This is a genomic window from Streptomyces sp. NPDC090025 (genome assembly GCF_044748125.1).
GTDB lineage: Bacteria > Actinomycetota > Actinomycetes > Streptomycetales > Streptomycetaceae > Streptomyces.
Genome location: NZ_JBIVFL010000005.1, coordinates 236,619 through 258,883 on the forward strand (window position 1 = coordinate 236,619; position 22,265 = coordinate 258,883).

Below are 22,265 nucleotides of genomic sequence, written 5' to 3' on the forward strand. Positions count from 1 at the left end.
AAACACGGCCTAGCGGGCGGCCGCCCGGGCGTGGACGCCCGGGTGGTACTTCGGGATCCGCAGCGTGATCTTGGTGCCCGCGCCGAGCGCCGTCTCGATCACCAGGCCCGCCTCCGCGCCGTAGACCTGGCGCAGCCGTTCGTCGACGTTGCGCAGACCGATGCCGGTGCCGGGGCCCGCCTCGCCGTGCAGGATCCGGCGCAGCCGGTCGGGCTCCATGCCGACGCCGTTGTCCTCGATGCTGACCCTGGCGTTCGCGCCCTCGTCGACGGCGGCGATGGTGACCAGACTGCGGTCGGCGGAGTCCTCGAGGCCGTGCTTCACGGCGTTCTCCACCAGGGGCTGGAGGCAGAGGAACGGGACGGCCACCGGCAGGACCTCGGGGGCGATCTGGAGGGTGACCTGGAGCCGGTCGCCGAAGCGGGCCCGGACCAGCTCCAAGTACTGCTCGATGGAGTTCAGTTCCTCGGCGAGGGTGGTGAAGTCACCGTGCCGCCGGAACGAGTAGCGGGTGAAGTCGGCGAATTCGAGGAGGAGTTCACGGGCCCTTTCGGGGTCGGTGCGGACGAACGAGGCGATCGCGGCGAGCGAGTTGTAGATGAAGTGCGGCGAGATCTGCGCGCGCAGCGCCCGTATCTCCGCCTCGATGAGACTGCTGCGCGCCCGGTCGAGCTCGGCCAGTTCGAGCTGGACCGACACCCAGCGGGCCACTTCCTCGGTGGCCCTGACCACCGCCGCCGAGTCGTGGCTGCCGAAGGCGGCGAGCGCCCCGGTGTTGCGGCCGCCCGCGGTGAGCGGGGCGACGACCCCGAACCGTACGCCGCAGTCGCCCTGTTCGCAGTCCACGCTGAAGGTACGGGTCCGCCCGGTCTGCACCGCCTTGGTGGCGTGGGTGGCGAGCTGCTCCGCGTGGTGGTCGCCCGCGCCCTCCCAGGCGAGGACGCCGTCAGGACCGGTGAGCGCCAGGGACCGGGTGCCGAGCAGCGGACGCAGCCGCCGGACCGCCTTGCGGGCGGTGTCGGCGTTGAGCCCGGCGCGCAGCGGGGGCGCGGCGAGCGACGCGGTGTGCAGGGTGTGGAATGTGGCGCCCTCCACGGTGTCCGGCACCTCCGGCCGCTCGCCCCGGCCCGCGCCCGCCTCGGCCCGCCGCGCCCGCCCGGCGCCCCGGACGCGCGCCCGGCCCCTGACGTATCCGGCGCCCGGCACGAACCAGGCGCCGCGCACATAGGCGGCCCCGGCGGCGAAGCCGACCGCCCCGGCGACGGCGCAGCACATCAGGAGCGGCAACAGGACGGTCATCGGCGCGGCTTCCAGGGTCGGGGGGCCGCCGTCGCGGTCCTCGTCGTACGGGCCACCGGTCAGCTTCCTTCCGCGGCGGCCCGGCGGTAGTCGTCCTCGTTGCGTTCGGCGCGCCGCACGTACCAGCGGGCGAGCACCAGGAACAGCGGGTAGACGGCGCCGCCGAGCACCGCCCAGACGACGACCGGGGCGACCGTCCCGTGCCCGCCGCCGGGCAGCAGCCGGAACACCAGCGGCAGCGTGCCGACGAACAGCACGAGCGCGCCGCCGGTGAGCAGCGCGGCCCGCAGCTGGGCGCGGATCAGGGTGCGCACGTGGGCGCGGGCGGCGGGCGGCAGGTCGTCGGACGGCTCGGCCTGCGGCCGGTACGGCACGGGGGCCGGGCCGCTGTCCGGGCGCCGGGTGACCACCTCACGCCGGGGAACCGGCTCCGTCGCCATCCGCTCGCCCCCCTCGCACACACCCGCACACGCCCGCGCGCTCCGGCTCGTACCGGCGCGTCCACGTCCGGACCCCCGGGCCGGATGCCAGGCCCCGGACCCCGGACTGAGGGTGGAGTGTACGCAGCGGGCCCGGCCCCGGCCAGGGTCCCGACGGCATTCCGGACGGCATTCCGGCCGGGCCGGGCGCCCGGGCGGACGCCCCGGGTCCACCCGGCTCACCAGCGGACGGGCAGCTCCAGGGGTCCGTGGATCAGCGCGCGTTCCCGGTAGCGCAGGTCCTCGAAGGGGACGGCGAGCCGCAGGCCGGGCAGCCGCCGGAACAGCGAGCCGATCATGATCTCCAGTTCGAGCTGGGCCAGCGGGCGCCCCAGGCACTGGTGCGGGCCCGCGCCGAAGGCCAGATGGCCGCGGGCGTCGGCCGTCACGTCGAGGGTCGCGCCCGCCGGGAACACCTCGGGGTCCCGGTTGGCGACCGGCAGCATGCACAGGACGCCCTCCCCCGCCCGGATCGGCTGCCCGCCGACGGTCGCGTCCTCGACGGCGACCCGGGGCAGTCCCGGGTCGCCGACCACGGTGACGTACCGCAGCAGTTCGCCGACCGCGCCGGGCAGCAGCTCGGGCCGCTCCTGGAGCAGGGCCAGCTGGTCGGGGTGGCGGAGCAGCGCGAGCACGGCGAGGGCGGCCATGTTGGCGCTGGTCTCGTGCCCGCCGACCAGCAGCACCCGGGCCATGGCGGCGGCCTTCGCGGGCTCCAGCCACTCCTTGTTCACCAGGTCGCTGACGATGCTGTCGTCCGGTTCGCGCAGCTTGTCCTGGGCCAGGCGCTCCAGGTACTCCACGAGTTCGCGCCAGCCCTCGGCGGTCTGCTCGGGGGTGGCGGTGTGGTCGACGAGGGCGCGGCTGCGCTCCTGGAAGAAGGCGTGCTGCGCGTACGGCACCCCCAGGAGGTGACATATGACGAGCGAGGGCACCGGCAGCGCGAAGTCCCGCACCAGGTCGGCGTCGGGGCCCGCCGCGACCAGCTCGTCGAGCACCCGGTCGGTGATCTCCTGGATCCGGGGCCGCAGCTCCTCGGTCCTGCGGGCGGTGAAGTGCCGGGTGACCATCCGGCGCTGGGCGGCGTGCTCCTCGCCGTCCATCCGGACGAACGGCGGCTCGCCCTGGAGCACGAACGCGCGGGCGGCGAACGGGAACGGGAATCCGGCCCGGCGGGCGTCGGCGCCGAAGCGGCGGTCGGTGAGGACGGTACGGACGTCGGCGTGCCGGGTCACCATCCAGGGCCGGGAGCCGTCCCGCAGCGGGACCCGGCTGACCGGCTCCTCCTCGCGGGCGCGCTCGTAGGCGGGCGCAGGGGCGAACGGGCAGGCGCCGCGCGGCTCGGGGAAGTAGCGGGGCTCGGCGGGTGCGGTGGGCTCAGTGGGCGTGGTGGGCGTGGTGGGCGTGGTGGGTTCGGTGGAATCAGTGGAGTCAGTGGAGTCGGTGGAGTCGGTGGAGTCGGTGGGACCGATGCGATGGGCGGGATCGCTGTGATCAGAGTGGTCAAAGTGATCAGAGTGACTGATGTGATCGGGGGACTGGGGCATCCGGAGCGGTTCTCCTCACGGGTCTGTCGGCCGGAGATGCAGGGGAGAACGCGGGTCCTGGCCACGCCGGTTCACCGGACGGAGCGGAGCGCGCGACTCCGTCAGGTACCGGGACCGACCGCCCCAGGACAGATGATCTTGCGCCGGAAGACATCCACCATGACCCCGACGCACGTATGCTGTGCCGCCAGGATCGTGGATGTGGGGGTTGACCTGGTGGAACGAGAGCAGGTCGGCATACGGTTGCTCGGCCCGGTCGAGCTCTGGCCGGGCACGGACGCGCCCGCTCCGCTCAGCGGCGCCAAGCGCCGCGCGGTGCTCGGGCTGCTCGCGTACGACCTGGGGCGCTGCGTCCCGGTCGAACGCTTCTACGCGCTGCTGTGGGGCGACGAACCGCCCGCCCAGGCCAAGGCCGCCCTCCAGGGCCATGTCGCCGCGCTCCGCAAACTGCTCGTGGACTCCCCGTTCGACCTGCTCACCCGGCAGCCCGGCTATCAGCTCATCGGCGACCCGCGCACGGTCGACGCCCTCTGGTTCCGCCGGCTCGCGGACCGGGCCAGGACCCTGCCCGACGACCGGTCGGCGGCCGCCAGCTGTCAGGAGGCCCTCGGGCTGTGGCGCGGGGCCGCGCTCGCCGATCTGCCGGACACCGAGCTGCGCGCCTCGCTCGCGACCGAGCTCAACGAGGTCCGGGTCGGGGTGCTCACCGAGTGGGCGGAGCGGGAGCTCCGGCTCGGCTCGGGCGCCAGTGCCATCCCGGCCCTCGAACAGTGCGTCCGCGCCGACGGTCTGCGGGAGCCGGCCGTGGTCGCCCTGATCCGCTGTCTGCACCAGGCCGGCCGCGCGTCGGACGCGGTCGCCGCGTACCACGAGGCCAGGGGCCGGCTCGACGAGGAACTGGGCATCGTGCCCGGCGCCGCGCTGCAACAGGCATTCTCCGACGTGCTCTCCGGGCAGCCGGTCGCCGCCCCGACGCCGCAGGCGACCATCGGGCTCGCGCTGTCCGCGCTCGTCGAGCGCGAGGGGCGGGAGGCCCGGCAGGGGCAGGAGCCGGATGAGCCGGACGCGTACGGTTCGCCAGGACCGGTCCGTACGACGGCCGGGCCCGGCCCGGTGACGGAAGCGGCGCCGGACGAGGGCACGGCCGGAGCCGTTCCGGCCGCGGACACCGACGGAGACGGCGACGGCGACGGCGACGGCGACACCGTCGACGGCTCCCCCGGCCACGACGCACCCGCGGGCCCCGACGGTACGGAGGCCCAGCACGCCCCGGAGACCGCGCGAGCGGACACCGGTACGGGTACCGGTGTCCGTACCGGTACCGGGGACGGCGATCCGCACACCCGGCTGCCGCGCCGCCCGCCCGGTTTCGTCGGCCGGGGTGCCGAGACCCGCTGGCTCGACCGCGCCTGCGGCCCCGACGGGATCGGCAGCCGCTGCGCGATCGTGGCCGGGGCGGCCGGCTCCGGCAAGAGCTCGCTGGTCGTGCAGTGGGCCAGGGACACCGCGGCCCGGTTCGCCGACGGCTGTCTCTTCGCCGACCTGCGCGGTTTCGACCCGGCGGGCGCCACCGACCCGGCCGACGCGCTCGGCCAGCTGCTCTACGGCCTCGGCGTGCACGGCGCCGCGCTGCCCGAGGAGTTCGAGGACCGGGCGGCGCTCTACCGGGAGCACACCCGGGACCGCAGGCTGCTCGTCGTGCTCGACAACGCGGCCTCCTCCCGGCACGTGGCCGACCTGCTCCCGGCGGGTGCCGACTGCTCCGTGGTGATCACCAGCCGGAACTCCCTGGAGGACCTGATCGTCACCGAGGGCGCCACCCTCCTCCACCTCGACGCGCTGCCGCACCCGGACGCGCTGCGGATGCTGGAGCAGCTGCTCACCGAGCAGCGGGTGCGCCAGGAACCCGACGCCGCCCGGCGCCTGGTCGGGCTGTGCGACCGGCTGCCGCTGGCGCTGCGGATCGTGGCGTCCCGGCTCGCGGCCAGGCCCGGCTGGAGCCTGGCCGATCTGGTCGAGGAGCTGGAGGACGAGCAGACCCGGCTGATCACCCTGGACACCCAGGGCACCACCGGGGTGCGCACCGCGCTCTCGGTCACCTACCGCAATCTGACCGGCGACGCGGCCCGGCTGCTGGCGCTGCTCGCCGTGCACCCGGGCGCCGAGGTCGCGGCCACCTCGGCGGCGGCGCTGCTCGGCTCCGACATCGGGCGCGCCCGGGACGCGCTCGGCTCGCTCGCCGCGTACCACCTCCTGAACGAGAGTGCCCCCGGCCGGTACGGGCGGCACGACCTGGTCCGGCTCTACGGCGCCGAACTCCTGGAGAGCGAGCCGCCGGAGACCGGGCCGACCGCCTTCGCGCGGCTGCTCGACTACTACTTGGCCGCGGTCGGCCGGGTGTCGGCGATCGTGCAGCCCGGCCCCGAGATCCACGAACCCCTGGCCCACCCGCCGCGCGCCCTGCCCCGTACCCCCGACGTGCGGACGGCGCTCGCCTGGTTCGAGGTCGAGGAGCCGGTGATCCGGGCCCTGGTGGAACAGGCCGCCGACCGCGGCGAGCACGAGCGGGCCTGGCGGCTCGCCCATGTCGCCAGCCGCGGCTATCTGTCCACCGGGCGGCTCAGTCACCGCCTCAACTGCATGCGGGCGGGTCTGCGCGCGGCCAGGACCAGCGGCACCACCCGGGCCGTGGCCACCCTGGAGGCGTGCACGGCGGACGCCCTGTCCGACTGCGGGCGGCACGCGGAGGGCCTGGCGCTGGCCCGTCGGGCGGTCGAACGCACCACGCCCGCCGACGGCAACGCGCACATCCACGCCCTCATCGCCCAGTGCATGGCGCTGTTCCACGGCGGCGACCGGGCGGCCGCGTCCGCGGTCTCCGACCAGGCCCTCGGCCTGGTCAGGACGACCGGACTGACCGAGTACGCGGCCCGCGTCTACAACAACGCGATCGGCTTCAAGGGCATGGCGGGCGAGCACGAGGAGAGCCTGCTGCTGGCCCGCGAGGCCCGGGACATCCTGCGGGAGCACCCGCACTCCTCGTACTACCTGATGGCGATGTTCAACGAGGGCGTCACGCTGATGGCGCTCGGCCGGCTGACCGAGGCGGAGGCGGCGATCCGGGACGTGGAGGAGCAGTGCAGGGCCGCCGGGTCGCCGCAGATGCTCGCCGAGTTCACCTGGGTCTACGCCAACACCCTCAAGGAGCGGGGCCATCCGGAGGCGGCGCTGCGACGGCTGCGCGAGGCGCTCGCGATGTTCGCCGACCTCGGCGACACCATCAAGGTCGAGCGGATGACCGGGCTGCTCGCCGAGTGGGAGCGGGCGGCGGGCGCGGCGGAGGGGCGCGCGGTACGGACGGAGGCCGACGGGCCCGACGTCCGGATCGCGAGCGAGGAGCGGGCGGTACGGACCGAGAGCGACGGTCAGGCCCTGCGCCCGGCCGGGACCGAAGCCGAAGCCGAGGCCGGAGCCGCAGCCGGAGCCGCACCCGAAGCCACGGCCATGACCGGGACCGCATCCGCGACCACGACCGAGGCAGGGACCACGTCCGGGGCCACGGCCGACGCCGGGGCGTAGGGCCGCGGCCGGGGCGTAGGGCGGCGCCGGGGGCCGGACACGGCCGGGTCCCGGGCCTGGTCCGGAGCCGGTGTCCGGGTGACGGAATCGGGGGTTTCGCTTGATCGGAATCCGCGTAAGCTGTGGCCCTCCTGAGGGACGCACCGCCGCACGGCGGTGATGCGGGGAAGGGGTCGGCCGATGGTGGTGGACGCGAGCGGTGTCCGGCTGCTCGGGCCGGTCGAACTGCGCACCGCCGACGGCACGACCGCACCGCTGTCCGGCGCCAAGCGCCGCGCCGTGCTCGCGCTGCTCGCCCATGAACTGGGCCGTCCTGTACCGGTCGAGCGGTTCTACGCGCTGCTGTGGGACGACGAACCGCCCGCTCAGGCGAAGGCCGCCCTCCAGGGGCATGTGGCCGCCCTGCGGAAGGTCCTGGCCGGCACCCCGTTCGAGCTGCTCACCCGCTCCCCCGGCTACCAACTCCTCGGCGATGCCGACCGGGTGGACGCGCTGCGGCTCGACCGGCTCGCCGCCCGGGCCCGGGCCCTCGCCGACGACCGGGACGCCTCGGCGCTGCTCCAGGAGGCGCTGAACCTCTGGCACGGCGCGCCGTTCGCCGATCTGCCCGCCACCGCGCTGCGCGCCGAACTCGCCCACGCGCTCGACGAGACCCGGGCACAGGTGCTCGCCGCCTGGGCCGAACGGCAGTTGCGGCTCGGCACCGGGGCCCGGGCCGTCCCCGCCCTGGAGCAGACGGTACGGGCCGAGGGCCTGCGCGAGACCGCGGTCGCCCTCCTCATGCGCTGCCTCCAGCAGGCGGGCCGGACCGCCGACGCGCTCACCACGTACCACGACGCGCGGCTGCGGCTCGACGAGGAGCTGGGGGTGCTGCCGGGTCCCGAGCTGCGGCAGGCGTTCGCGGCGGTGCTCGCGGCCGAGCCCCCAGGGCCCTCTGGGCCCTCTGGGCCCTCTGGGCCCTCTGGGCCCTCTGGGCCCTCTGGGCCCTCTGGGCCCTCTGCGCTCACCCGGCCTCGGACGGACCCGGCACCCGGCCCGTCCGAGGCCGCCTCCTCCAGCGCCCCCGCCTCCCTCGCCGAGCGCACGGTGCTCGCCACCGGCGCGGGCACCGGAACCCCGTTGCCCCGCCCGCCGGTCGGGTTCGTCGGCAGGACCGGGGAGGCCGGGCGGCTCGACGTGGAGTGCGGGCGGGACCGGACCGGCGGCGGGCTCGCCGTGGTGGTCGGCGCCGCCGGGTCCGGGAAGAGCGCGCTGGTGGTCCACTGGGCGCACACCGCCGCCGAGGGCTTCGCCGACGGGTGCCTCTTCGCCGACCTGCGCGGCTTCGACCCGGCGGGCCCCGCCGACCCCGGCGAGGTGCTCGGCCGTTTCCTGCGGGCCCTGGGCCTGCCGGACGCCCGCGTGCCGGAGGACCGCACCGAACGCGCCGGGCTGTACCGCGAACTCACCGCGGGCAGAAGCCTCCTGGTGATCCTCGACAACGCCTCCGACGCGCAGGACGTGACGGCGCTGCTGCCCGCCGGGCCCGGCTGCGCGGCGGTCGTCACCAGCCGCAACACCCTGGAGGACCTGCTCGTCACCGAGGGCGCCGCGCTCGTCAGCCTGGAGCCGCTGCCCGTGGACGACGCCCAGGTGATGCTGGAACGGCTGCTCACCGCCGACCGGGTACGGGCCGAGCCCGCGGCCGCCGACCGGCTGGTCGCGCTGTGCGACCGGCTGCCGCTGGCGCTGCGGATCGCCGCCGCCCGGCTCACCGCGCGGCCCGGCTGGAGCCTGGCGGACCTGGTCGAGGAACTGGACGACGAGCGGACCCGGCTGGTGGTGCTCGACACCCACAGCTCGCTCGGCGTCCGCAGCGCGCTGACCATGACGTACCGTCATCTGCCGCCGGACGCCGCCCGGTTGCTGCCGCTGCTCGCGCTGCACCCGGGCGCCGAGGTCGACGTGCCGGGCGCGGCGGCGCTGCTCGGCTCGGACGCGCCGGGGGCCCGCCGGGCGCTCGGCTCGCTCGCCGCGTACCACCTGCTCACCGACAACGCGCCGGGCCGGTACGGGCGGCACGACCTGGTCCGGCTGTTCGGCGCGGAACTGCTCGCCGCCGAACCGCCCGAGGTGGCGGCCCGCGCCTTCGCGCGGCTGCTCGACTACCACCTGGCGGCGGTCGGCCGGGCCGCCGGGCATGTGCAGCCGGGCCCCGAGGCGTACCGGCCGCTGGAGTTCGCGGCCCGGGCGCTGCCCCGGCTGCCCGACGTGCCGGCCGCCCGCGCCTGGTTCCGCCGCGAGGAGCCGGTGGTCCGGGCCCTGGTGACCCGGGCCGGTGAGCGCGGCGAGGACGAGCGGTCCTGGCGGCTCGCGGCGGCGGTGCACTGGCTGTACTTCGGCGCGGAGCCGTTCGGCGACCTGGCCCACTGTCTGCGGGCGGGGCTGCGCGCCGCGCTGCGCACCGGGGGCACGGCGGGCGTGGTCACCCTGGAGGCGGCGCTCTCGACCGCGCTCAGCAAGCTCGGCCGCCCCGACGAGGCCCGGGAGATGGCGGCGCGCGCGGTCGCCCGGACCACGCCCGGGGACGGCAACCTGCACATCCAGGCGCTGGTCGCGCAGGCCACGGCGGTCGCCGACGGGGGTGACCTGCCGGGCGCCGACGCGCTGTCCGAGCGGGTCCTGGACCTGATCAGGGGCAGCGGCCTGACCGAGTCGGCGGCCCGCGCGTACGCCAACGCCTCGGCTTTCAAGGGGCTTTCGGGCGATCTGGCGACGGCCCTGGACTACGCGCGGGAGGCCCGTCGGTTCCTCGCGGCCCATCCGACGGCGACGTACCAGTTCAACGCCCGCTACAACGAGGCCGAGGCCCTGCACCGGCTCGGCCACCACGCCGAGGCGCAGGAGGTGCTGCTCGACTCGCTGGCGCTCGCCCGGACGACCGGCGCGCTGGCGGTGGAGGCCCTGTTCGAGTTCCAGTACGCCAACTTCCTGCGGGCGGCGGAGCGTTCCGGCGAGGCCCTGGAGCATCTGGACACGGCCTTCGCGCTGTACACCCGGCTCGGCGACACCGTGCAGGCGGACCGCCTCGCGGGGGTGCGGGCGCGCTGGCTGGAGCCTGACCCGGACTAGGCCGTACCGGAGGGCTGACGCCCGCGGTGTCATCCGGCCCGGCTGAGGCCGCGGTCGGCGAGCACCGGGCGGAGCGCGCGGGCCGCGTGGTGGGCGCGGGACTTCACGGTGCCGACGGGCACGCCGAGGACCTGGGCGGCGTCGGCGAACGAGCGGCCGCGCAGGTGCACCTCCACCAGGACCTGCCGGTGGTGCGGGCGCAGCCGGGCGAGGGCGCCCTCGACGTCGTGCGCGAGCAGCACCGCGTCGTACGGGTCGGCGGCGACGGCCGGTGCCTGCTCCTCATGGGTCTCGCCCGGCACCTCCTGGACCCGGCACGCCTGCGCCCGGTACTGGTCGATGACGATGCGGCGGGCGACGGTGAACAGCCGGGGGCGGCCCTGGGCGACGGAGCGGATCGCCTCCGGGTGGGTCCAGGCCCGGACGAAGGTCTCCTGCATGACGTCCTCGGCGCGGCCCCGGTCCCCGTGGGTCAGCTTCAGGAGCGCGCCCAGGAGGGCGGGGGCGTGCGCCCGGTACAGCTCGGCGAACACGTCGGGGGCGAGCCGGGCGCCGCGCGCGGGCGTCGCGGTCCGGCCCGCCGTACCGCCGTCGGCCGTACCGCCGTCGGCCGTACCGCTGTCCGCCGTACCGGGGTCCGACGTGCCGGGGTCAGGAGAGGTCTTCACCCCACACACTCTGCGCGAGCCCGCCAACGCGCGGCCAACGCGGCGCCAACGGCGGACCGCGGTGTCACCGTGGCGGTGCGCGCGGGGCGCGCGGGGCGCGCGGCGCCCGGCGCACGCGGTGAACTCCGGCGGGTGTCCGGCCCGTTCGGTCCGGGTGAACGCGACCCACGCGACCACGCGACGACGCATCCGCTTCACCGAGAGGACACCGGCATGACCTCCAGCACCACGGGACCCGCCACCGCGACCACCGAGGAGCCCTTCGTCCTCGACCCGTTCGCCGTCGACCGGCACGACGAGCACCGCAGGCTGCTCGCGGCCGGTCCGCTGGTGCGGGTGGAGATGCCCGGCGGGGTGCGGGCGTGGTCGGTGACCCGGCAGGAGGTGGCGAAGGAGCTGCTCACCGACCAGCGGTTCGTGAAGGACATCAACCACTGGGGCGCCTGGCGGCGCGGCGAGGTGCCGGCGGGCTGGCCGCTGATCGGGGCGGTGACCTCGCCGCGCAGCGTGGTCACGGTCGACGGGGCCGATCACCGGCGGCTGCGCTCGTACACGGCGGCGGCGTTCACCGTGCGGCGGGTGGAGGCGCTGCGTCCCCGGATCACCGAGATCACCGAGGGGCTGCTCGGGCGGCTGGTGGCGGAGCACACGGCGGACGAGGTCGTGGACCTGAAGGACACCTTCGCGTTCCCGCTGCCGATGAGCGTGATCGGCTCGCTGTTCGGGCTGACCCAGGTGCACGCCGACCGGCTGCGCGGGCTGTACGACTCGCTGTTCAGCAGCATCACCTCGCCCGAGGAGACCCTCGCGACGCTCGCCTCGCTCCAGGAGTTCTACCTCGGCGTGATCGCGGACAGGCGGGCGAACCCGGGCGACGACCTGACCAGCGCGCTGATCGGGGTGAACGAGGACGGTGACCGGCTCAGTGACGTGGAGCTGCGCGGCACGCTCGGCGTGATGGTCGCCGCCGGGCACGAGACCACGGTCAACCTGCTGGTCAGCGCGGTCCGCGCGCTGTGCCTGCACCGCGATCAGCTGGAGCTCGTGCGGGCCGGGGAGGCGACCTGGGAGGCGGTCGTCGAGGAGACGCTGCGCTGGGCGTCGCCGGTCAACAACTTCCTGTTCCGCTACGCCACGGAGGACGTGGAGGTGGCGGGCCGGGTGATCGGGAAGGGCGAGCCGGTGCTCATGTCGTACGGGGCGATGGGGCACGCCACGGAGACCCACGGCCCGGACGCGGACCGCTTCGACATCACCCGCACCGGGACCCGGCACATCTCCTTCGGCCACGGCCCGCACATCTGCCCCGGCTCCCACCTGGCCCGCATGGAGGCGGCCATCGCGCTCCCGGCCCTCTTCGACCGCTTCCCCGACCTCGACCTGGCGGTCCCGGCGTCCGCACTGGTCCCGAACCCGACGGTGGCCCTGCACAGCTACCAGGGCCTGCCGGTCCGGCTCGGCCGCGCCGCCGGGCACTAGGTCAAGTCAGGTCAGGTCAGGCCGAGCCAGGCCGTGGCCGGTCACCGGGCTCGGTACGCTCGCCCGGTGACCGATCACGCCCCCGTCCCCGCCCCACGGCCGGACACCGTCCGCGACCGCGCGGCCGCCGTCTTCGACCTGGACGCGCGGCTGCCCGCGCAGGTGTTCCGGGAGCTCGCCGACGAGGCGGTGTTCTACCCGTTCGACACGCTGCTCACCCCGGACGCCTGGCCCGCGCTGACCGCGCTCGCCGGGCTGCACGGCGACCGGCGGATCGACCTGCTGGTGGTTGCCGCCGACGGGGACGTCGTCCCGGCCCTCTCGCTGCCCGTCGACGCCACTCCTGACGACTACTGGGCGCGGGTCGGCTTCGAGGAGGACGGGGACGCCTGGGAATCGGTCACCATCGCGGCCCGGACGGTCGCCCTGACCGGGCCTTCCGGCCGGTGGGGCTGCTGGGGCGAACGCGACCCGGAGGTCGCGGTCCTGCGCGGTTTCCCGGGCGAGGCCGCCCGCCGCGACTGGTGCGCCCGCCACGGACCCGCCCTCGACGTGGCCGGCGTCCTCGGCTCCTGGCTGCGGCCGGTGTTCCGCGACCGCCGCGTGCCCGCCGCCTACGCGGCCGAACTGACCGCCCACTACGGCGCCTCGCGGCGGCCCTCGGACGCGCCGGGCTGAGGACGTGCCCGGTTGAGTCGCGCCGCGCACCGTCCCGTGCTCGGCACGGGCGCGGGGCGCACGAGCGACCGCCCCGGAACGCCGGACCGGCGCCGCACCCGTCGTGGACGGGGCGGCGCCGGTTCGGCGTTCCGGCACCTGCGCTCAGGCCGCCGGGAGAAAACGGGGCAGGACGAGCGGCAGCGTGACCGGGCGGGCGGCCGCGGGGACCGGGGGCTGCGGGGGCGGGGTCGGGTCCGGTGACCGGGCCGGGTCCAGAAGGTAGTCGGCGTCCACCCGGTGGCCCTTGCGGCGCAGGTCCGCGACCGCCCGGCGGGTGCGCCGGGCCCCGTCCGCGTGCGGGTCGGTGAGGGCGTACACGGCGGGGGCGCCGGGCACCGGCAGGAACTGCACGCAGCCGAGCAGCCAGTGCGCCAGGTGCGCGGACACGCCCTCCGGGGCCGAGGCCACGTAACCGTGCTCGGGATGGGCGCCGAAGCGAAACACGTCGGACATCTCAGACATCAGCGGGGTCCTCCTCCGGGTCCTGCCGCCGCGTGCGGGGGTCACGCGGCGGTCGTGCCACCGCCTGGAACGGACGGTGCGGGGAGCCCGGTTCAGCCCTCGGCGCTCTCGCGTCCGGTGGCGATCTCCACGGCGAAGGCGGCGGCGATGTACGCGTAGCCCGCCGGGGTGGGGTGCAGGTCGCCCTTGGTGCACATGGTGGTGAGCGAGCAGACCAGGCCGACGTTGACCGGCACCGTGCCGAAGTCGCGCAGGGTCACCGTGTGGGTGAAGTCGGCGGTGTGCCACAGCCGGTCGGCGTCGACGACACCGAATCCCGCCTTGCGGTACACGCCGCTCTCCAGGGCGTTGAAACCGGCGACGAGCTGCACCGACTGGCGGGCCTGCTCCTGCCCGGCGGGCCCGCGCAGCCAGGCCGCGAGCAGCGGGTCGAACGTGCCCATGCCCACGTACCGCGGTGTGACGGTGCCGGCGGCCCCCGCCTCCTTCAGGGTCTGGGTGATCCGGGTGAGGTTCGCGGCGACGCCCTGCATCGCGGAGGTCAGGCAGGTGGTGTCGACGCCGTTCGGGCGGACGCAGGCGTTGATGTCGTTGGCGCCGATGTTCAGGGTGACGTACGACACCTTGCCGGGGTGCGCGCGCAGGAAGTCCACGGCCGCGTCGAGCTGGCTGTCGGCGTCGCCGTACGCGCACTTGCCGCCGTTCACGAAGGTGTTGGCGGTCTCGCCGGTGCAGCCGAGCTTCACCAGCTTCAGGCCCGGCCGGAACGCCTTCAGGACCTGGTGGAGGCGGTCGGCGTAGCCCTCGTCGGTGTCGCCGAGGCCGGGCTGGTAGCCGGTCGAGAGGGAGTCGCCGAGGGAGAGGTAGTACGACTCCGAGGCCGCCGCCCGGGCCTGCGCCGGGGCCGGGGCCTCGGCGGGGGTGGCCGCGAGGGCGGCAGGGCCGGAGGTCACGGACAGGGTCAGGGCGGCCGCGCCCAGACCCAGTGCACGCAGAACACGCATGGACATTCGCCGATCTGTGAAAGGGGAAGGGGATGAGAACAGGGGTGAGAACAGGGATGACGGGGATGGCGGACCGCGGAGAACGGGGTGTGGCGGCGCCACGAGCGGTCCTGTCGCGAAGAACGCCCGGGACCCGGCCACGGGTTCAACCCGTCTCGCGCCGGGGTGTCCGGCGGACCCGGTCCGGGCGGCGGTGAACCCTCGGGGCGGTGCGGGCCGTTCTGGCGGTCGACGCGGCACGCACGGGTGGCCGCGGACACGTACCCAGGAGAATCCATGAAGCGCCTGCGCGCCGCCGTCGTGCTCGCCTCGACGGCCCTCATCAGCGCCGCCACCATCACCTCGGCCGCGGCCTGGCCGCCCGGAAGCATCACCATCAAGGCGGAGTGCGAGGACAAGCCGGGCGAGCTCGCCGTCACGGTCGGCGACAAGTACCGCAACGGCGCGGACTTCACGCTCACCAACGACCAGGACGACCAGAAGCTCACCGGCCACGTGCCGGGCCGCGGCACCACCAAGGTCACCGTCCCCTACGCGGGCAAGGCCGTGAAGTGGACCGTCACCGTCGTGCCGTCCGCCAAGGAGACGCTGACGGCCTCGGTCGAGGTCGGTGTCCTGGAGGGCTGCGCGCCGGAGACCCCGAAGCCGCCGACCCCCACCCCGAGCACGCCGACGCCGACGCCGACGCCGTCGGAGACCACCCCCACCCCCACGCCGTCGACCACGACGCCCACCCCGACCCCGTCGGAGTCCACCACGCCGCCGGCCACCCCCGAGCCGTCGAAGCCCCCGAAGCCGTCCACCCCGCCGAACCTGGCCGAGACCGGTTCGTCCGACGGCCAGCTCATCGCCATCGGCGCGGCCGGTGCGGTGCTCATCGCCGGTGGCGGCGCCGTCCTGGTCGCGCGCCGCGGCCGGCGCCAGCACTGAACCAGCGGTGAGCCGGGGCGCCCCGCGAGCGGCGCCCCATGAACGAGCGGCCGGCACCCGGTGGGGGGTGCCGGCCGCTCTCGTGTGTCCGGGTACGGCGGGCGTCAGCGCAGCGGGGCGCCGGGGGCCAGGTGGAAGCGGGCGCCGCCGTCCGGCAGGCGCCTGCGGTCCTCCGCCTCCAGCATGTCGCGCCGCTCGAACCAGCTCGACAGCCGCTCCCTGGCCCGCTCGTCGCGGGGGCCCGGGCCCTCGCCCGGCGACACCTCGCGCAGCAGCACCCGGATGGGGCCGTCGTCCTCGGGTGCGATCAGGTCGAGCACCACGAACGACGCGCCGGGCGGGAACACCACCTCCGGCTCGGCGTCGGCGCCGCCGAACACATTGGTCCTGCGGCCCGTCGTGGACCAGATGCCGAACTCCACGGCGCCGTCCAGCTCCAGGTCGCACGCGGCCACGGCGGCGACCGGGCCCGGCTCGACCAGGACCTCGCCCGGCAGATAGCGGTCGAGCGGCACCGTCTCGGCGGGCGCCGCGAGCATCACCGCGCCGTAGTGGCTGGGCAGTCGCCGGAGCCCCGAGCCGAGGCAGGTCAGGAGCGGTGTGTACGGCCCGGCGACGCCGGACCTGGCGGCGGCCACCAGCTCGGCGCGGGACGCCGGTTCGGAGGTGTCCGCGTGGTAGAGCGCGATCGCCACCAGGTCGGGCTTGAGGTCGTCCTGGGTGGTCGAGCGCAGGGCGGGCAGCCGCGAGGCGAGCAGTTCCGTCTTGCTGGCCAGCAGGTGGTAGCGCGGCCCGAGCAGGTCCTTGAGCCCGCTGCGGTCGCCGCCGCCGCTGCGCGTGGGCACCGGGAGCGCCGGGGGCGCCGGGGGCGCCGGGGCGGCCGGGACGGCGGGGGGCGCAGCGGGCGGTGCGGGGGCGGGGGCCGGGGCGGCCACGACCGGCTCGGGCTCGGGCTCGGGTTCCGGCTGCGGCTCCGGCTCGGGTGCCTGCGGTACGGCCGGTACGGGCACGGGCACGGGCTCCGCCTCGGCGGTCTGCTCCTCCGCCTCGTCGTCCCCCTCCTCGAACTCCTCGGACTCCGCGAACCCTTCGGACTCGTCGGACTCGTCGACCGGGCCCAGCCACACCAGCCCGTGCCCGGCCGCCGCCGCCCGGGCCCTCGCCAGGACCTCGGGGTGCTCCCCGTACACCCGGAGTCCGTACGCGGCGGGGGTCCCGGTGGGCGGCAGCGCGTCCAGCAGCGGGCGCAGCCGCTCCCAGACCTCGGGGTCGGTGGCGCCGTGGGCGTCGCCGACGACCAGGGCCGGGCGGTGCGGTTCGACGAGGAGTTCGCGCGGCCAGGGGGTGCCGGCCGGGGTCTCGGGGCGCAGCCAGTAGCCCGCGGGGACGGCTTCGACGACCCAGCCGGTGACCGGTGCCCGGTGCACGGCCGGGCCGAGCGGGGCGAGGCCGGGCAGGCGGCGCCACGCGGACGGCACCACGCGGCGGCGGCCCGGCGAGGCGAGCAGTTCGACGAGGCCGGGGCGCCAGGTGGGCGTGCCGGTGTGGTCGACGTGCACGGCGGCGAACTCGCCGTCCTCGGTGCGGACCGGCAGTCCGACGGCGGCGCGGACGTCCTGGCCGAAGAGCTCGGCGAGGGCGGCGGCGAGCGCGCAGAGCTGGTCGGGTTCGGCCCAGGGCGCGGTCAGGACCAGGCCCTCGGGGTCCGGGTCGGCCTTCTTGACGAGGGCGACGAACTCGGCGAGGTAGCGGGTGCCGTAGGGCGGCATCCCGTAGCCGAGGACGTGCTGTCCGGCCCGTACGGCCGCGAGCGCGGCGATCTCGTCCGGGGTCTCGCCGAGCCAGCGGACCGGGGCGGGGGCCGGGGCGGCGGGCGGGGGTGTGACCGGCGGTGTGGCGGCCGTGGGCCGGTCGATGGGGACGCGGGTGCCGCCGAGGATGCCGAAGTCGGGGCTGTCGGGGTCGGCGCCGCCGAACATGCCGGCGGCGCCGGACGCGGCCCGGACCGGGGTCGCCGGTGCGATCGCGGCGGCGAGCGGCTCGGGCGCGGCCGGGGCCAGGGGCTGGGGCTGGGGCTGGGGCTGGGGCTCCGGGGCCTCGTCGGTCGCCGACGGCGCCTCGGACCCGGCGAACACCCCGGGCCGTACGACCGTTTCATCCGGTTCATCACGTTCCGGCACTGCCGGAAGCACCACCGTCTCCGGTTCCGACGGCTCCGACGGCTCCGAGGACTCCGAGGGCTGCTCCGGCTCCGAGGACTCCGACGGCTCCTCCGGCCGGGCGGCCTCCGCCGCGTGCCCCGGTACCGTCGGCGGCCACGTCGACCCGGCCCGTACCGGCTCCTCCCCCGGCACCGCGAGCCACCAGGCGCCGCCGTCGCCCAGGGCGAGCGCTCCGGTGGGGTCGACGGTCACCACGTCGTCGGGGGCGATCACCGGGAAGCCGGCGGCCCGGGCCACGGCCTGGGCCGGGCGGGTGCCGTCCGGGCCGGCCGCGCCGAGGCCCGAGGCGGCGAGGATCAGACAGCGGGCGTCGCGGGCCGCCGCGAGGGCGGTCAGGTCGGCGAGGCCCGCGCGCAGCACCGGGGCCGCGTCGGCGGCGGCGGCGAGCACGACCACGGCGTCCGGGACCCCGTCGAGCCCGGCGAGGGCCGACGCGAGGGCCGGTTCGGCCTCGGCCGGGGCGATGACGAGGTGCGGGCCGACCGGGCTGAGGCGGGTGGTGGTCGGGGTCATCCGTCCGTTCCGTTCTGCGGGGTGTCGGGGTCGAGGTACGGCGTCTGGAGCTGGACCGTGCGGCGCCGGGTGATGTGCAGGGCGCGGCCGGGCGTGAGCACCCGCGGCTTGGTGTTGCCGAAGACGTAGCCCTCGCTGGGCGGGCAGGACATCAGCACGCCCGGGGTGTTGACCTCCTGCATCCGGCGCAGCAGCGGGTCGCCGCCGATCCGTCCGGCGCCGTTCGCGGAACGGGCGACGATGATGTGGAGGCCGACCTCGGCGCCCTGCGCGAGGTGTTCGAGCACCGGCTGGAACGGGTGCTGCATGCCGCCGCTGACGAGGTCGTAGTCGTCGACGATGATGAACAGCTCGGGTCCGGTCCACCAGTCGCGCAGCTTGAGGCGGTCCGGGGTGATGTCGGCGGACGGCACCCGGCCGCCCATCGCCTTGGCGGCGCCCGCGATCATCTTGCGGAGCGGGTCGGCGGCGACGGCGTAGCCGAGGCGGTACGCCTCGGGCACCGTCTCGTAGAGCTCGCGGCGGTAGTCGACGAGCATGATCCGGGCCTCGTCGGGGGTGTACGCGGTCATGATCTGCCCGGCCAGGTACTTCAGCATGTTCGTCTTGCCGGACTCGGTGTCGCCGACGACGATCAGGTGCGGGTCCTGCGCGAAGTCGTGCCAGAGCGGGCTGACGTTCTGGTCCTCCAGGCCGAGCGCGATCCGCAGCGCGCCGCGCGGGGCCGGCAGGGCGGCGGCGTCGAGCAGCAGGGGCAGCATCCGCACCTCGGGGGCGCGCGGTCCGCTCCAGTGGTCGGCGACGACGTCGACCAGGTCGGCGATGCCCTCGGCGAGGTCGTCGGTGGTGCCGATGCCGTCCATCCGGGGCAGCGCGGCGAGGAAGTGCATCTGGTCGGCGGTCATGCCGCGGCCGGGGATCTTCGGGATCTTGGCGACGGCCCGCATGTTGATGACGGAGTCGACGGGGTCGCCGAGCCGCAGTTCGAAGCGGGTCTGCAGCTGGTCGCGCAGGTTGCTGGTGACCTCGCCCCAGCGGGTGGTGGCGACCATCAGGTGGACGCCGTAGTTGAGGCCGCGCTGCGAGATCAGGGTGAGCTGCTGGACGTAGTCCATGAACTCCTGGCGCAGGGTGTTCCAGCCGTCGATGACCAGGAACACGTCGCCGTGCGGGTCGTCGGGGAGTTCTCCGGCGGCCTTCCTGCGGCGGAAGACGGCGACGGAGTCGATGCCCTGCTCGGCGAAGTACTGCTCGCGCCGGGTGATGATCGAGTTGATCTCGGCGATGGTGCGGGTGACCCGCTCGGGGTCGTGGCGTCCGGTGACGCTGCCGACGTGCGGCAGGCCGCGCAGTCCGGAGAGCGTGCCGCCGCCGAAGTCGAGGCAGTAGAACTGCACTTCGGCCGGGGAGTGGGTGAGCGCGAGCCCGGTCATCAGGGTGCGCAGGAGGGTCGACTTGCCGGACTGCGGGGCGCCCGCGATGCCGACGTGGCCGTCGGCGCCGCCGAGGTCGGCGACGAGCAGGTCGCGCAGCTGTTGGAAGGGCTTGTCGACGACGCCGACGGGCACCTTGAGGGTGCCGCGCAGCGAGGTGCTGACGGTGAAGCCGTGGTCGGGGTCGGGGCCGATCGGCGGCAGCAGTTCGTCGAGGGTCGGCGGCACGTCGAGCGGCGGCAGCCACACCTGGTAGGCGGGCGGTCCGGCGTCCTTGAGCCGGTCGGCGGCGATGTCCAGGAGCGAGCGGCTGTCCTCGGTCTCCGGCTGCTGCTCGGGTTCCTCGGCGGGCTGCGGGAGGGTGCGCGGGGCCACGTACTCGGTGCTGTAGGCGACGACCTGTCCGGCGACGACGGCGCGCTGCGCCTCGGTGCGCCGCTTCGGCCGGTAACCGCCGGAGACGTAGGCGGCCTTGAAGCGGCTGAGGGTGGAGATGTCGCTGCGCAGATAGCCGTTGCCGGGCTGGGAGGGCAGCTGGTAGGCGTCGGGGACGCCGAGCACGCCGCGGGACTCCATGGCGGAGAAGGTGCGCAGACCGATGCGGTAGGAGAGGTGCGACTCCAGCTGGTGGACGCGGCCCTCGTCGAGGCGCTGCGAGGCGAGCAGCAGGTGCACGCCGAGCGAGCGGCCGAGGCGGCCGATCATCACGAACAGGTCCATGAAGTCGCGGTGCGCGGCGAGGAGTTCGGAGAACTCGTCGACGACGACGAAGAGTGTCGGCATCGGGTCGAGCGGGGTGCCGCCCGCGCGCGCGGTCTCGTACTCCAGGAGCGAGGAGTAGTTTCCGGCGGCGCGCAGGAGTTCCTGGCGCCGGATCATCTCGCCGTGCAGCGCGTCGCGCATGCGGTCGACGAGGTCGGCCTCGTCGGCGAGGTTGGTGATGACGGCGGAGGTGTGCGGGAGGTCGTCGAGGCCGAGGAAGGTCGCACCGCCCTTGAAGTCGACGAGGACGAAGTTGAGGATCTCGGAGGAGTGGGTGAGCGCGAGGGCGAGCACCAGGGTGCGGAGCAGCTCGGACTTGCCGGAGCCGGTGGCGCCGATGAGCATGCCGTGCGGGCCCATGCCGCCCTGCGCGGACTCCTTGAGGTCGAGGTCGATGGGGGTGCCGTCGGGGCCGAGGCCGAGCGGGACGCGCAGCTTGGTGCCGAGGGTGCGGCGGCCCCAGGTCTCCGCCACGTCGTAGTGGTGGAGGTCCTTGATGCCGAGCAGCGCCGTGAGGTCGAAGTCGGTGGTGAGGGGTTCGCCGGAGTCGAGGGTGTCGCCGATCCGGTAGGGCGCCATGAGGGTGGCGAGCCGGTCGGCGGCGGTCAGCGTGAGGAGGTCGGGGGTGCCGAGCGCGGTGACCTCGTCCTTGCGGTTGCGGTCGGCGGCGACCATCTCCAGGTACGGGCCCTGGCTGTCGGAGGCGACGGCCGCGGTGACGGCGCTCTCGTCGTCGGTGCCGTCGTCGCCGGTGCCGGTGGCGGCCGGGGTGTCGGTGATCCGCAGCCGCAGGGTGAGCCGGCTGTGCTTCCACTCCAGGGTGTCGCCGACGTCGATGACGGTGGTGTTGCGGTAGCCGCCGAGGGCGGCGCGGTGCGGTCCGGCGAAGGTGGCGCCGTCGAGCACGATGACGGTGTACGGCTCCTCCCGGCTGGGCACGGCGTCCGGCTCGTACGCCGGGCGGGCGCCGAACTCGTCGCCGAGCAGCTGCTCCAGTTCGCCGAGGGTGCCGGCGAGCAGCCGCAGCGCGCCCGCGCCGTCGGTCTCGCTGCGGTGCAGGGCGTGCGGGAGCCACTTGGTCCACTCCCAGTCGGCCCGGCGTTCCGGCGCGGCGACGACGGCGATGCGCAGTTCGTCGGGGGCGTGGAAGGTGGCGAGCTGGGCGAGGATCGCGCGGACCAGGTCGCGGGCCCGCGCCCCGGCCTCGGCCCCGGCTCCCGCTTCGGGTCCTGTTCCCGCTTGGGCCTCGGCCTCGGCGGCCGGGTCGGCGCCCGGCGCGGCCTTGGCGGGTTCGGCCCGCTCGTCGCGGATCAGGACGTGCGCGAAGCCGCGCAGGTGGATGGCGACGGGCTGGTCGGCGACGGTGCCGTAGGCGTGGATGAAGCGGCGCAGGGCGTGCGCGGTCAGCGGCTCCAGGTCCTCGACGGGCTTGGTCGCGAGCGGCGCGAGCCGTACGGCGAGCCGCTGGGCGCCGACGGCGATGCGGACGTCGCTGAAGTCGGGGTGGGCGGCGCGCCGCTCCCAGAGGCGGCTGGTGCGCACCAGCGAGCGCAGCTCGCCGGGCGCCGGGTGGCGCCAGGCCAGGGCCTCCTGCTGCTTGCCGATGTCCTTGCGGACCTGGCGGCGCATCTGGGTGAGGTAGCGCAGGTAGTCGCGGCGCTCGGCGGCGAGCTCCTGCTTGCGGTCGGTGTTGCCGCGGATGATCTGGGTGACGATCATGCCGATGGCGGAGACGGCCATGGTGCCCATGGCGACGTAGGTGAGGATGCCTCCGTTGGGCCGCAGGAAGATGAAGACCATCGACAGCGAGGACAGGGCCATCGGCAGCATCGTGATGATGTTGCCGAGGCCGCTCTGCCGCTCCGGCAGGACGGGCGGTTCCTGCAACTGGATCTCGCCGTCCGGCATCTCGGGGCCGGGCCGCCGGGGCGGGCGGTCGACTTGCACCACGCTCAACGCAAAGCTCCTCACACCTGGCCGGCGGCTGCTCTTCTCGGACGTCCGGCCCCCTGGAGAACGGGGGGTGCGGCGCGTGGGGTTCACCCGGTCGTCGCGCG

The 22,265-nt window shown here is 75.4% G+C and carries 13 protein-coding genes; 5 read left to right on the top strand and 8 right to left on the bottom strand.

Features of this window, described 5'->3' with window-relative positions; translation table 11 throughout:
- Positions 1 to 9: 9 nt before the first annotated feature.
- The 3 genes from ACIPXM_RS15475 to ACIPXM_RS15485 all read right to left on the bottom strand — a co-directional run bounded on the left by ACIPXM_RS15475 (position 10) and on the right by ACIPXM_RS15485 (position 3,325).
- Positions 10 to 1,299, bottom strand: a complete 1,290-nt coding sequence (locus tag ACIPXM_RS15475; RefSeq protein WP_401655408.1) for a sensor histidine kinase — start codon at positions 1,297 to 1,299, stop codon at positions 10 to 12.
- A gap of 59 nt (positions 1,300 to 1,358) precedes the next feature.
- Positions 1,359 to 1,739, bottom strand: coding sequence for a hypothetical protein (locus tag ACIPXM_RS15480; protein ID WP_401655409.1), 381 nt, complete (start codon positions 1,737 to 1,739; stop codon positions 1,359 to 1,361).
- A 218-nt stretch (positions 1,740 to 1,957) separates the two neighbouring features.
- The gene (locus tag ACIPXM_RS15485) at positions 1,958 to 3,325 is read right to left on the bottom strand and encodes a cytochrome P450 (protein ID WP_401655410.1); all 1,368 of its coding nucleotides are present in this window, start codon (positions 3,323 to 3,325) and stop codon (positions 1,958 to 1,960) included.
- Positions 3,326 to 3,541: 216 nt separating this feature from the next.
- Between ACIPXM_RS15485 and ACIPXM_RS15490 the strand changes: the two genes are divergently transcribed.
- Together ACIPXM_RS15490 and ACIPXM_RS15495 are read left to right on the top strand one after the other, a co-directional pair.
- Positions 3,542 to 6,904: a BTAD domain-containing putative transcriptional regulator gene (locus ACIPXM_RS15490; RefSeq protein WP_401655411.1), complete on the top strand. Its 3,363-nt coding sequence runs from the start codon at positions 3,542 to 3,544 to the stop codon at positions 6,902 to 6,904.
- A gap of 180 nt (positions 6,905 to 7,084) precedes the next feature.
- The gene (locus tag ACIPXM_RS15495; RefSeq protein WP_401655413.1) at positions 7,085 to 10,015 is read left to right on the top strand and encodes an AfsR/SARP family transcriptional regulator; all 2,931 of its coding nucleotides are present in this window, start codon (positions 7,085 to 7,087) and stop codon (positions 10,013 to 10,015) included.
- A gap of 29 nt (positions 10,016 to 10,044) precedes the next feature.
- Here the strand turns inward: ACIPXM_RS15495 and ACIPXM_RS15500 are convergent, their stop codons facing one another.
- Entirely contained in the window at positions 10,045 to 10,683 is a 639-nt protein-coding gene (locus ACIPXM_RS15500) for a sigma-70 family RNA polymerase sigma factor (RefSeq protein WP_401655415.1), read from the bottom strand.
- A gap of 213 nt (positions 10,684 to 10,896) precedes the next feature.
- Between ACIPXM_RS15500 and ACIPXM_RS15505 the strand changes: the two genes are divergently transcribed.
- Positions 10,897 to 12,162: a cytochrome P450 gene (locus tag ACIPXM_RS15505; protein ID WP_401655416.1), complete on the top strand. Its 1,266-nt coding sequence runs from the start codon at positions 10,897 to 10,899 to the stop codon at positions 12,160 to 12,162.
- Positions 12,163 to 12,228: 66 nt separating this feature from the next.
- Positions 12,229 to 12,840 (top strand): hypothetical protein, encoded by a 612-nt coding sequence (locus ACIPXM_RS15510; RefSeq protein WP_401655417.1) that lies wholly within the window; start codon positions 12,229 to 12,231, stop codon positions 12,838 to 12,840.
- 144 nt (positions 12,841 to 12,984) lie between these two features.
- Here ACIPXM_RS15510 and ACIPXM_RS15515 read toward each other — a convergent pair whose 3' ends face one another.
- On the bottom strand, positions 12,985 to 13,344 hold the full coding sequence (locus tag ACIPXM_RS15515) for a hypothetical protein (protein WP_401655418.1): 360 nt from the start codon (positions 13,342 to 13,344) through the stop codon (positions 12,985 to 12,987).
- A gap of 92 nt (positions 13,345 to 13,436) precedes the next feature.
- Positions 13,437 to 14,354, bottom strand: a complete 918-nt coding sequence (locus tag ACIPXM_RS15520) for an SGNH/GDSL hydrolase family protein (protein ID WP_401655419.1) — start codon at positions 14,352 to 14,354, stop codon at positions 13,437 to 13,439.
- Positions 14,355 to 14,624: 270 nt separating this feature from the next.
- On the opposite strand from ACIPXM_RS15520, the gene ACIPXM_RS15525 reads away from it, so the two are divergent.
- Positions 14,625 to 15,278 carry an LPXTG cell wall anchor domain-containing protein gene (locus ACIPXM_RS15525; protein WP_401655420.1) on the top strand — a complete coding sequence of 218 codons (654 nt, stop codon included), beginning with the start codon at positions 14,625 to 14,627 and terminating at the stop codon, positions 15,276 to 15,278.
- Positions 15,279 to 15,382: 104 nt separating this feature from the next.
- On the opposite strand, the gene ACIPXM_RS15530 is transcribed toward ACIPXM_RS15525, so the two are convergent.
- Together ACIPXM_RS15530 and eccCa are read right to left on the bottom strand one after the other, a co-directional pair.
- Positions 15,383 to 18,013 (bottom strand): hypothetical protein, encoded by a 2,631-nt coding sequence (locus tag ACIPXM_RS15530; protein WP_401655421.1) that lies wholly within the window; start codon positions 18,011 to 18,013, stop codon positions 15,383 to 15,385.
- Positions 18,010 to 22,164 (bottom strand): type VII secretion protein EccCa, encoded by a 4,155-nt coding sequence (gene eccCa, locus ACIPXM_RS15535; protein WP_401655422.1) that lies wholly within the window; start codon positions 22,162 to 22,164, stop codon positions 18,010 to 18,012. Before eccCa ends, ACIPXM_RS15530 begins: the two co-directional genes overlap by 4 nt.
- Positions 22,165 to 22,265 lie beyond the last annotated feature (101 nt).